General features: G+C 41.8%; 12 protein-coding genes. 8 read left to right on the forward strand and 4 right to left on the reverse strand.

Annotation, left to right across the window (positions count from 1 at the left end; translation table 11 throughout):
- Window positions 1–141 precede the first annotated feature (141 nt).
- The 3 genes from GXP67_RS35370 (at window position 142) to GXP67_RS35380 (ending at window position 1929) form a co-directional block, all read left to right on the forward strand.
- Window positions 142–720 carry a pentapeptide repeat-containing protein gene (locus tag GXP67_RS35370; protein WP_162447498.1) on the forward strand — a complete coding sequence of 193 codons (579 nt, stop codon included), beginning with the start codon at window positions 142–144 and terminating at the stop codon, window positions 718–720.
- Between the two features lie 115 nt (window positions 721–835).
- A complete protein-coding gene (locus tag GXP67_RS35375) occupies window positions 836–1318 on the forward strand; it encodes a GNAT family N-acetyltransferase (RefSeq protein WP_162447499.1) in 483 nt (160 codons plus the stop codon).
- Between the two features lie 50 nt (window positions 1319–1368).
- Entirely contained in the window at window positions 1369–1929 is a 561-nt protein-coding gene (locus GXP67_RS35380) for a DinB family protein (protein ID WP_162447500.1), read from the forward strand.
- A 179-nt stretch (window positions 1930–2108) separates the two neighbouring features.
- On the opposite strand, the gene GXP67_RS35385 is transcribed toward GXP67_RS35380, so the two are convergent.
- Both GXP67_RS35385 and GXP67_RS35390 read right to left on the reverse strand, forming a co-directional pair.
- Complete coding sequence (locus tag GXP67_RS35385; protein ID WP_162447501.1) at window positions 2109–4034, reverse strand: hypothetical protein; 1926 nt, start codon at window positions 4032–4034, stop codon at window positions 2109–2111.
- Entirely contained in the window at window positions 4018–4572 is a 555-nt protein-coding gene (locus GXP67_RS35390; protein ID WP_162447502.1) for an RNA polymerase sigma factor, read from the reverse strand. The genes GXP67_RS35385 and GXP67_RS35390 overlap by 17 nt, the downstream gene beginning before the upstream one ends.
- 489 nt (window positions 4573–5061) lie before the next feature.
- On the opposite strand from GXP67_RS35390, the gene GXP67_RS35395 reads away from it, so the two are divergent.
- Genes GXP67_RS35395 through GXP67_RS35410 form a run of 4 tightly spaced genes read left to right on the forward strand, consistent with a single transcriptional unit; the run spans window position 5062 to window position 9583 of the window.
- Window positions 5062–6459 carry a Gfo/Idh/MocA family protein gene (locus tag GXP67_RS35395; protein WP_162447503.1) on the forward strand — a complete coding sequence of 466 codons (1398 nt, stop codon included), beginning with the start codon at window positions 5062–5064 and terminating at the stop codon, window positions 6457–6459.
- Window positions 6460–6516: 57 nt separating this feature from the next.
- Entirely contained in the window at window positions 6517–7323 is an 807-nt protein-coding gene (locus tag GXP67_RS35400; protein WP_162447504.1) for a ThuA domain-containing protein, read from the forward strand.
- 11 nt (window positions 7324–7334) lie between these two features.
- Complete coding sequence (locus GXP67_RS35405) at window positions 7335–8108, forward strand: hypothetical protein (protein WP_162447505.1); 774 nt, start codon at window positions 7335–7337, stop codon at window positions 8106–8108.
- Between the two features lie 47 nt (window positions 8109–8155).
- On the forward strand, window positions 8156–9583 hold the full coding sequence (locus tag GXP67_RS35410) for a putative oxidoreductase C-terminal domain-containing protein (protein WP_162447506.1): 1428 nt from the start codon (window positions 8156–8158) through the stop codon (window positions 9581–9583).
- 64 nt (window positions 9584–9647) lie between these two features.
- On the opposite strand, the gene GXP67_RS35415 is transcribed toward GXP67_RS35410, so the two are convergent.
- Window positions 9648–10811 carry a Gfo/Idh/MocA family protein gene (locus tag GXP67_RS35415; RefSeq protein ID WP_162447507.1) on the reverse strand — a complete coding sequence of 388 codons (1164 nt, stop codon included), beginning with the start codon at window positions 10809–10811 and terminating at the stop codon, window positions 9648–9650.
- Between the two features lie 229 nt (window positions 10812–11040).
- Between GXP67_RS35415 and GXP67_RS35420 the strand changes: the two genes are divergently transcribed.
- Window positions 11041–11292 carry a hypothetical protein gene (locus GXP67_RS35420; RefSeq protein ID WP_162447508.1) on the forward strand — a complete coding sequence of 84 codons (252 nt, stop codon included), beginning with the start codon at window positions 11041–11043 and terminating at the stop codon, window positions 11290–11292.
- A gap of 66 nt (window positions 11293–11358) precedes the next feature.
- Here the strand turns inward: GXP67_RS35420 and GXP67_RS35425 are convergent, their stop codons facing one another.
- On the reverse strand, window positions 11359–11820 hold the full coding sequence (locus tag GXP67_RS35425) for a CARDB domain-containing protein (protein ID WP_162447509.1): 462 nt from the start codon (window positions 11818–11820) through the stop codon (window positions 11359–11361).
- Window positions 11821–11835 lie beyond the last annotated feature (15 nt).

The following is an 11835-nucleotide window of genomic DNA, read 5'->3' on the forward strand; positions in this document are numbered from 1 at the left end:
AAGCCTTCTTACATGATGAATCAAGCATACAATAACCAGCGTCCTATACATTCAATAAATCTAAAAGGATAGTGCACGGTTAATTGTGTATATTTCGTTGAGCAAAATCTATCTGTTAGCAAGCATATATCCCTATCAAACATGGAACAAACATTTTTCAATCAAACATTTGACCGGGTAGATTATACAGAAAATCCTTTGCAGAAAGGCGAATACGAAAATTGCAGGTTTATGAACTGTAATTTCTCAAACACCAGTTTTTCAGATATCAAATTTATTGACTGCCAGTTTACGGGGTGTAATTTAAGTCTGGTTACTTTGGTAAAAACTGCTTTCAGAGGCATTCAATTCAGAGATTGCAAAATGCTGGGACTCCGGTTCGATCAATGTAATGCATTCGGGCTTTCTTTTAGTGCTGAAAATTGTATTCTTAATCATTCATCTTTCTACCATAAGCAACTAAGAAAGACTATTTTCAAAAATTCATATTTACAGGAAACTGACTTTACAGCCTGTGATTTAACCGGTTCAAGTTTTGATCGCTGCGACCTGGCAAACGCTACTTTCTCAGGCACCATTCTTGAAAAAGCCGACTTCCGGACTGCCTACAATTATTCTATTGACCCGGAACTGAACCGCATCAAGAAAGCGAAATTTTCTTTACCAGAAGTGATACACCTGTTAGACAAATACAATATTGATATTGAACCAGCCAGCTAAAATGAAAGCTACTGTTTTGGAAGAAAGATAAAGTAGAGAAATAGCTTCTCTCATTTCTGATTGAACCAACCAGAACAAACAAACTATACAACATTGCGCTATACCTGCATTATTTATGAAACTACTTCCAATCGGAAAAACATTAGAAGACAACCAGGATTTTCTGGCACACCCGGATTGCTGTGAAAGCCTTTCTATGTCAGTTGATTTTTACAACAGAATAGGCTTTAATCCTCCCTGGATAGGTTATTATGCGCAACAAGAGGGCAAACTTGTAGGGGCAGCCGGATATAAAGGAAAACCTGTGAATAATACGGTTGAGATTGCGTATGGAACTTTTCCTGCTTTCCGGGGTAAAGGTATCGGAACCCAGATCTGCCGTGAACTGGTATTACTAGCACTCCAAACTGATCCGATGATCCGTATTACTGCCCGTACCTTGCCTGAAAATAACGAATCTGCAAGTATTCTGAAAAAGAACGGATTTGTGTGCCTGGGAACTATATGGGATGAAGACGATGGAAATGTCTGGGATGAAGACGATGGAAATGTCTGGGAGTGGGAATATCAGAAAACACCAGTGACTTATAACAATTAATATACTCAACTTTTTCCTGTTCAAAAGGAAATAGTCAATAACCTGCCTCAATGAAAATCCAGGATTTACTGATTGAAATAAAGGATACCCTTAATACTGTATTTACTGAAGTCGACCGCTGGTTTGACAAACCAGAATCTGTACGAAATTATCGCCCGGCTGATCAAGGTTGGACCATTAACGAGATTTTAGAACACATCTCCCTCACCAGTCATTACTTACTGAAACTGATTGATAAAGGAGCCGCCAAAGCACTTAAAAACACATCTGCTCTGGATCTAGCGAATGAACTTGGGCACTATACCTTCGACCGGGACAAGTTAGAGGAAATAGGCAAGCATCAGTCTTTTTTATGGATTCGTCCGCAGCATATGGAGCCAACCGGAAAAACTTCATTGAATGAGGTTCGCAGTACGCTGCAAGTGCAAAAACACAGATGCATCGCTCATTTAGAAAGTATGCCCAATGGGGAAGGCATCCTTCACAAAACGACTATGAGTGTAAATAACCTGGGAAAGATTGATGTATATGCTTATATCTATTTTCTGGCCAAACACGCACAGCGGCATATTATGCAAATGGAAAACAATGAACTGGAAATGAAAAGATAGTTGTAGTTAGTTCTTTACATCGCATACATTCGGTATAACTTGCCTGTCCTAGGTTACAAAGAAAAAAGGAAATGATGGCTCATTTCCCTTTTTAGTTCTGCTTCAGGTACAAAATAATCAAACTCAGGGCATTTACATTCCATTTGCCCTTCTCTTCATTCAATTTTAGGCATATCTTCTTAAAAACGATACTGAAAACCGGTACCTACGCCAAAAGAATTAGGCAGGCTTCTGATTTCATCGGATTTGGTAAAAGAAGATAATGCCGTCCGATAGCTGGGTTCTACATATACACTATAGCGGCCGCCAAACTCGTAATTAACTCTGGCGCTTAACAAGCCGCTAATGCCAATAGATTTGTAAATATTATTATTCTGCCGGTTGAACTCCACTTCAGGAACTTTAGCATCTGTGTTACCTATTGTGTTTTTCAGGAAAACATCTGCTGCTACTCCGGCGCCAACACTGGTACTTAGTTTTTTATCAATCAGTTTATACTGCAAACGCACCGGAACACTAATATACTGATACAGATTCTGAACCGACACCTGGGTTACGCCAGGATAAGTATTCTGCAAGCTTCTTAATGATTCTACATCCGCATTGGGTGTACCAGGCAGCGCATTTTGATTGAGAATTACTGCATTGTCGGCAAGAAAAGCTGCGGCATTATTTGTGCCTAATACATTTAAAAATACCGGATAACGCTCCTGGTTAGAGAAATTTTCCAGGTAATTATCCGTCACGATCTGGGAATTGTTATGCATGTATTGCAGGCCGCTTTGCAGGGAAAATTTCTCAGATAAGGCATACTGTACGTTCATCCCCAGATTGTATGACAAACCAAAGTTTTCAGCATTTTGCAAATCCCTTCCTACCGCAGAACCTGAATTAGCCGTCTGTCCGGGAGAAAGATTAGTTGCGGAATTATAGGCGCTGAATGCTTGTTTGGCATTGGCAGAGGCTACCGGTGCAGAACCTACTTTCATATTCGGATCAAACTGGCTGGGTGTAAACGCCAGTGCAACAGACCACTTGGAGCCGCCGGTTTTTTTCTGTTTTTGTTCCTTTTCTTCTTCCTCCAGCCAGAAAGGATAAGGCGCTGTTGTAGTTTGCACCTCAGGCGCTTCCAGGGTATGTATGGTATTGGCAACAACAATATTATGAGTATGGATCAAAGGATTAATGGAAAACTCCTCCTTGTCTAAATTCCGCATATACTTGTCATGTACCTGTTCACCATTCACAATACCTGATTTTGAAGTTGATGTTATTTCATCTTTAGCCAGCTGGTTTGCCGACAGTTTAGAGGCAAGTTCAGCATCAGAACCTGAAGTTTGTTTTTCCGATGAAGTTTTATTTTTAGCGGAAGAAGTAAGATCAGTTGCATCGAATCCCTGGTTTGCGGATTTTCTGCCAGATGAAATGCCTTTATTTTGATTTACAATATCTTGGTTTTGCTTACCAGACAGTTTTTTAGAAGCAGGCGCTTGCGTATTATCTGCAAGTGTAGGCTGACCTGATAAGATTGCCGGTGAAACAGCCTTATTACCTGGCTGTTTCGAAGTAGTTTCAAGGAGTGTAGAAGGAGAATTAGCAGATGATACACTAGGAGCAACATTTGCATTTGGTGACTCAAGCGCCAGTGATTCCTGTGGATTTCCGGAAACCGAAGGTTGTTTTTTCTGATTAGTGTCTTCACTCAGTCCATTCTCTTTTGCAGTTCCCTCTTCAAAACCATTGCTTGCTCTTACAGCATTTTCCTGTAACAAAGCTTCATTTGTAGCAGTATTTCTGGTTTCGTTACCATTCTCAGAATGGGCAGATGCATTTCCAGTATTGGCTTGCTGACTAATCGCTAAGTTGCCATTTCTTCCTGACAGATCATTGTTCAGCGACCATAACCCAATAAAACTAACTAATAAAACAACAGCTGCAGCGGCACTTATTTTATAATACAACAGTCTGCGCTTATACCTGGCCGCCTCCTGATTGGCCAGGTGTGCATCAATCTCAGCCCACAATACAGGCGAAGGGGTAGCCTCAGCCTCTTCAAACACCTTTTTGAATTCCTCTTCAAAACTATGTTTATTGGAATCTTTCATAGTTTACTTTTTTTCTTTCTAGTATCATTTGTTGCAGTAATACTCTCGCTCTTGCAAATTGCGACTTGGAAGTTCCTTCCGTAATCCCCAGCATTTCTGCAATTTCTTTGTGCTGGTAACCTTCAATGGCATATAAGTTAAATACGATCTGGTAACGGGGTGCCAGTTGCTGAATCATTTTCAGCAGTTCGTTCAGGTGAAAATCCGACAAACTCAGGTTTTCGTCAACCGTATAATCCAAATCTTCAATGTCTAAGGCCGGGTACATATATAGCTTGCTCCGGTTTTGTTTCAGGGCTGTATTAATCACAATACGTTTGATCCACTGTTCCAGAGGGCACTCTCTGCGGAATGTTTTGATATGATCGAACACTTTAATAAAAGACTCCTGCAAAATATCTTCAGCTTCCTGCTGCGCTTTGGAATAACGCAAACAGATAGCCAGCATCTTTTTAGCAAAACGGTCATAAAGCATTTTTTGCTTCAACCGTTCACCCTTGATACAACCATTAATCAATTCCTCTTCGGAAAACTGCATGCAGGAGGCTTGTTAAATGTGTTTCATGTTGCTTTTGTAGATATGACCCCATACCGTAAAAAATGGTTGCAAGGGGTCAAAAAGATTCTCAGTATTTTATAAATATGGCAGTTTAATATACTCCCCTTGAGAATATCTTGCAAAGATAGGCACTGGTACACAAAACCAACGGCCTCCTTCATACTGTTTTATAGGAGGATAGAAATGTGGATGAAAGGATAAAAAAGTTATTACCAACTTCGCCTCATAACTCAATTTTTTTTGCAGGATAGAACGCTTTTTAGTTCGATCACCCAGACTATTCCAGCGTATCTGAACAACAACTGCAAATGAATCACATTAGTTTATTTTAAATTTTACCTTTAACTTATAGCACAAAACAAGGAAATAATCTCACTGGCCAGCCTGAAGACTTAAGAGGAAAAGCTGCGCATGGCTGAAGATGAGTGTAATAAACAGAAACTAACCTAAACCATCTATTTTTCAAATATGGAAAACCAAGACAACCCATCTACAGGCAGGCGTGATTTTTTAAAGAAAACAGCCATAGCTGCCAGTTCTGTTTTTTTTGCCCCCTCTATTGTACCTTCTTCTGTGTTTGGAGCCAATGCACCCAGCAACCGGATACACGTAGGCTGTATCGGTACAGGCCGTATCTCCAGAGGTCATGATATGCCAGGGATATGGAAGTATGACCATGCCAGAATTGTAGCCGTGTGTGACCTGGATAGCAAACGGGTGCAAAGTGCGAAAGAGCTGGTTGAAAAATATTACAGTGAGAAAAAAGCCAAAAAATTTAAAGGCGTAAAAACCTACGAAGATTACCGGGAATTACTTAACAATAAAGACATTGATGCAGTTGTAATCAGTACCCCTGATCACTGGCATGCCCTCCCTGCCATTGATGCCGCCATCGCCGGAAAAGATATTTACCTGCAAAAACCTACTTCGCTTACCATTGCCGAAGGACGGGCTTTAAGTGATACCGTACGTAAACACAATCGTATTTTTCAGATAGGCAGCCAGCAGCGGTCTGTCAGTCCCTGGCCGCAGTTTAAAAAGGCATGCGAACTGGTACGCAACGGACGAATCGGGCAGTTAAAAACGATATATGTGGGCTTGCCAGGAGATCCTTCCGGCGAAGAAGAACCGGAGATGCCGGTACCCCAGAACCTCAATTATAATATGTGGCTGGGTTCAACGCCGGAAGTATACTATACCGAAAAGAGAGTACATCCGCAGGCGGATTTTGATCGTCCGGGATGGCTGCGCTGTGAGCAGTTTGGGGCTGGCATGATCACCGGCTGGGGCGCTCACCATATCGACATTGCACACTGGGCGATGGATACCGAACTAACTGGTCCTTTAGAAGTTTCCGGATGGGCAGAATTTCCTACCAGTGGATTATGGAATGTACATGGGAAATTCCAGACGGAAGCATTGTATGCCAATGGGGTGAAAATGGTTGTAAGCAATGAACTGCCCAATGGATTAAAATTCGAAGGTTCGGAAGGATGGATTTTTGTTGCCCGCAGCAATGAAGGCGTTACCGCCAGCGATCCGGTCTCCAAATCCAAAGAGAATACCTACTTCACTGCCAGCAATCCTGCTATGCTTACCTCCGAGATCGGACCGAACGAAATCCACCTGTACGAAAGTCCCGATCAGCATGGCAACTGGCTGGATAGCATTAAAAGCCGCAAACCTAATATTGCTCCGGTAGAAGTAGCACACCGATCCTGTTCAGCTTGCCTGATTCACCATGTAGCCATGAAGCTTAAACGGAAAGTATACTGGGACCCTGAAAAAGAACAGTTTAAAGATGATGAAGAAGCGAATAAAATGCTTTCCCGGCCCATGCGGGCTCCTTACCAGATCAAAGTGTAAGCAACCGCAATTATCTGTTTTTCATCCCTAGTTTACCCTATAACTTTTGACAAAAGTATGCCATTAAAACTGCGTCTCTATATTCCAATTCTTTTATTTGTATGTGTGAGCTTATCCTGCACCCGGAATAAAACTGCTACTACCCAGGCAAAAGTACGTCCAGAAAAACGGGTGTTAATCTTTTCCAAAACGGCCGCGGGTGCTTACCGCCATGCTTCCATTGAACCAGGAAAAGTCGCCGTACAAAAACTTTGTGAAGCAAACGGAATGGTAGCAGATACCACTGAAGATGCAGGATATTTTACAGATGAAAAACTAAAACAATACAGTGCCCTTGTATTTTTAAGTTCCAACCAGGACGTGTTTAATGCCGAACAGGAAGCAGCTTTACAAAGGTATATCTGGGCTGGCGGTGGATTTATGGGCATACATAGCGCCACCGGTACCGAACGGAACTGGCCCTGGTTTAACAGGCTGATCGGGGCTACATTTGTATGGCATCCCCCTATTCAAACGGGAACGATTGATGTAATTGATGCTTCTCATCCGGCTACTAAACATTTGCCCAAACGGTGGAACCGCTACGACGAATGGTATTTTTACCGGGACATTAACCCTGATATTAAGGTGCTGGCTACCCTCGATACCACTACCTTTAAAAGTGAGCGGCATACGGCCAATTATCCCTTTGCCTGGTATCATGAGTTTGAAGGCGGCCGTTCTTTCTATACAGCTGGTGGTCATAGCGATAAAGATTATGCGGATGAAACCTTTATGAAACACATTCTGGGTGGGATCACTTATGCCATTGGCAATAATTACGAACTGGATTATGCTAAAGCTGCTGCGGTTAAAGGGCAATAACTTTAAGTAATATGACAAGAAACGTGTTCCTACTCTTGTTTATGTACTTATTTTTTTCGTGTTCGCAGAAACAATCCCAAGAAGCAAAAAATCAGTATTGTGCTAACCAGATTGATTTAGTTTCTGCCTCAGATTCTCTACCACTCATTCCTATTCAGGTAAGCACTTCTTATGATTCTGTATTGATAATTCTTGAAAAAATAGAAAACGAAAATAATATCAAGGAATGTAGCCGCCTGTTGTATTTTGGAATACCTTTTAAACTTAATAATGATAGCATAAATCTGAGAGTTCATATTTCCAGGGAATGCCATAGAACAGAGCTAAGTAGTTCCCATACTCCTTCTATAAAAATTTTACTCAATGTAAGGGGTAATCGCTTGGTGGAAGAAGAACCTACTAATGATGATCAATTTATTAAAGAAATACTACAAAAGCATTATTTTAATAATGGAGTTGATCCAAGACTACCAGATAACCCAAAAGACACTTTTATCAGATTACAATGGGATGCAGAAGTGCATTCAGACAACTTGCAACAAACCATAAAGGCAATTATTGAAGGATATTTTCTTGTGACAGAACAATTCAGTAGCCGCGTATTTAATAAGAAGATATGTAACCTGACTGAACAAGAGAAATTAAGTTCAAAGAAAGAATTTCCTTTACATCTGGAACTGAGCTTTGATCACAGTCATATAATTCCTCCTGTTTTGCATCCATTTGACTCATCAGAGGCAGAAATGATAAATATAGATTCAACAGAAGCAGAGATTGAAAATTGAATCTATATTGCATATGATTATTTAATTTATTCATCAATTATAGCATAATGAACCAAACCAAACACCTGACCTTTGCCTTTGCAATGAGCATGACACTAGCCGGTTGCTCAACGGAAGAGAAAAAAGCAACTACAACTTCTGATACCACTAGCACCAATCAAGCTGTAAGGATAATTACCCTTGATCCAGGACATTTTCATGCGGCACTAGTGCAGAAAACCATGTATAGCAATGTAGATTCTACGGTGTATGTGTTTGCGCCGGAAGGTTCAGATGTACAGGATCATTTAAAACGCATTGATGGCTATAACTCCCGGCAGGAAAATCCTACCAAATGGAAGGAAGAAGTGTATACCGGCTCAGATTATCTGGAGAAAATGATTGCCCAGAAACCGGGCAATGTGGTGGTGATCTCCGGAAATAACCTCAAGAAAGCAGAATATATTAAGAAGGCGGTAGATGCCGGGCTGAATGTACTGGCTGATAAACCGATGTGTATAGATTCAGCTGGCTTTGAAACCTTGAAACAATCCTTTGAGTCGGCTCAGAAAAACAATGTTCTGCTCTATGATATTATGACGGAGCGTTCGGAAATCACCAATACCCTGCAAAAAGAACTCTCGCAAATTCAGGAGATTTTCGGCGAACTCCAGAAAGGCACCCCACAAGACCCAGCTGTGACGAAAGAAAGTGTGCACCATTTCTTTAAATATGTATCCGGCAATCCACTCAAACGTCCGGCCTGGTTTATGGATGTAGCCCAGCAAGGGGAAGGTCTGGTAGATGTAACGACTCACCTGGTAGATCTGGTTCAGTGGGAATGTTTTCCGGAACAGGTAATTGATACGAAGGACATCGAACTGCTGCAAGCCCGCCGATGGACCACCCCTATGACCCAAAGACAGTTCACCCTCATTACCCAGCAAGCAACCTTTCCGGAGTATTTGCAAAAAGATGTAAGGGATACGGTGCTCAATGTATATTCCAACGGGGAGATTACTTACAAAATAAAAGGCGTACATGCCAAAGTTTCGGTGATATGGAATTATAAAGCCCCTGAAGGCGCAGGTGATACGCATTTTTCAATTATGAAAGGCTCCAAAGCCAACCTTATAATCCGCCAGGGTGCAGAAGAAAAATATGTTCCGGAACTGTATATTGAACTTGTGAAAGGAACCGATGCAACAGCGTATGAAACGGCAGCAACGCAGGCATTCTCAGCCATTCAAACCAAATATCCTGGTATAGAACTCAAAAAATTAGCTGCTACCAAATGGCAGGTGCTGATTCCCGATAAGTATCGCGTAGGACATGAAGCCCATTTTGGGGAAGTAACCGAAAGATATTTACAATACCTGGAAGCCGGAAAACTCCCTGATTGGGAAGTACCCAATATGATTACAAAGTATTACACTACCATTCAAGCCCTGCGTTTAGCTAAACAGGGCAAGCAGAATATTTCTATACGTAACTAGTCAAAATATAATGGTCAGCAGTTATAGTGTTTCTAATCATAACTGCTGACCAACTCCAAGATTGCTAAATATTAATCATCTGTGCCTGTTTCTGGGCTTTTAGTGCCAGCTCGGTAGCCAGGAAACAATGCTCCTGGGACATAGCTGTTTGTGTGCGGTTGACGATATCATCCACCAGTTGTTTGCCATAAGACAGATTCACCTGGCTGCAATCAATATACTGGGTCGTTTTTTTGTCCACCATAAATAAGTGGTTGCCTCCTTCCCGTCCGGCTATATCTACGTTTTTCCGTATCTCCATATACCCATCTGTTCCCAGAATAGTTAAGCGGCCATCGCCCCAGGTATTCAGGCCATCTGGTGTAAACCAGTCAACCCGGATGTAACCTGCCCCTTTATTGCCTCTAAGCATTACATCACCAAAATCTTCAAATGCCGGATATTGCGGATAATGTACATTTCCGACCTGTGAGCTTACCACTTCTGCCTGGGTGGACCCTGTAAAGAATAAAAACTGATCGAACTGATGGGAGCCGATATCGCAGATAATACCGCCAAAACGCTTGCGGTCGAAAAACCACTCAGGCCGGGATTTGAGGTTGATGCGGTGTGGCCCCAGGCCAATGGTTTGAATCACCCGTCCGATGGCCCCTTCTTTTACCAGTTCTCCGGCTTTCACCGTTGCCTTATTTTCCAGCCGTTCGCTGTACATGATGGAATAAATACGCCCGGTCTTTTTTTGTACCTGCCGCACCTCTGCCAGTTGATCGAGGGTAGTAATACCAGGTTTATCTACCATATAGTCTTTCCCATTATTCATTACCCGGATGCCCAGCGGTGCTCTTTCATCCGGAATAGCGGCACTTACTACCAGTTGTATAGATTTATCTTCGAGAATCTCCTTTTCGCTTTGTGCTAATTTTGCCTGCGGAAACCGCTTGGTAAATGCTGCCACCAGATCAGCTTCCCTGGCATAAAAAGAAACCAGTTGCCCTCCTCCCCTGATCACTGCCTCCACCTGGCCATAGATATGCCCATGATTAAGCCCGATGGCAGAAAAACGGATTCTGGAAGTTTCAGCAGGTTTCAAAATAGTAAATGCAGCCTGTGGTTCTGGTGTATGGGCAGCAATAGTCTGTTGAGGCAACCCGGAAAACAGGGCAATACCAGCAGCAGTAGAGACAGATTCTTTAATAAATGTTCGGCGGTTTGGTTTAGATGCTTTCATAAATTTCTTTCCGTTAAATACTTGGTCGGTCAAGGGCAGTAAATATTATTCAAATTAACAGAAATCACAAGACAACAAAATACTATTGTCATTATCCTACCCATTCATCGTTCGCTTTTCATTTACATCAGGATTACTTTCAGACCCTGCCTGTTATTAGCAACTACCTGCTTGTTTATCCGTAATAACGGATAGGTCATAGTTTTTAACCTTTCAATCATATATAGTCATGTCAAAAAAGAAAAAGAATAAAAAGAAGAAAAGCCGGTTGTATAAAATGCTTAAGCCCTATATTTCCGATACCAGAGTAATGTGGTCGCTTATTGGTGCAGTAGGTGTTGGGGTAACACTGGCAGCCGCTTTCGGCACTGAACGTGGTAAAACCTTTGTAGACAAAATTGCGGCAACTGCACAGGGTCTATTGGAACTGGATTCAGACAAAGGCAACAAAAATCATTCTACCAAAAAACAAACAGCGTAATCCTGGTCATTGGTCAACAGTCATGGGTTAAATTAACCATACAGAATAACGACTATTGACCAATGGCTAATTTTTTAGCTCCTCTGTAAGTACATTAATTTCAATCTGATCGGGATCATACTCGTATTCCTGCCGGATTTCAACAATAATATTGGCTGTTCCTGCTTCCAGAGACCTGGTACCGGTAACGGGTATGCTAATCTCTTTGCTTTTTCCGGGTTCCAAGCCTTCAATAGTGATTTCGTTTGCAAATACGAGCCCTTTAATTTCATTCGAAGCATAGGCTTTAATGAGCAAATTCTGAGATTTAGCCTTTCCTTCATTCATAACGGTAAAGTCGACCGTCGTTTCTTCTGCCGGATCAATGGATTGATTTTTATTCGGATCTTTAAATATTACCCGGCTATAGGAAAGTTCTGCTTTCTGGGCAGGAGGTTCTTTGCTCACTTTTACATAAATGCGGTTGCTTTTTCCCACCACTGTTGTCTGGCAAAGGGCTGACAAGCTGCACATTAATCCCAGTCCCATACAAAGCATCATTAT

Origin of the sequence: Rhodocytophaga rosea, from assembly GCF_010119975.1 — a bacterium.
GTDB lineage: Bacteria > Bacteroidota > Bacteroidia > Cytophagales > 172606-1 > Rhodocytophaga > Rhodocytophaga rosea.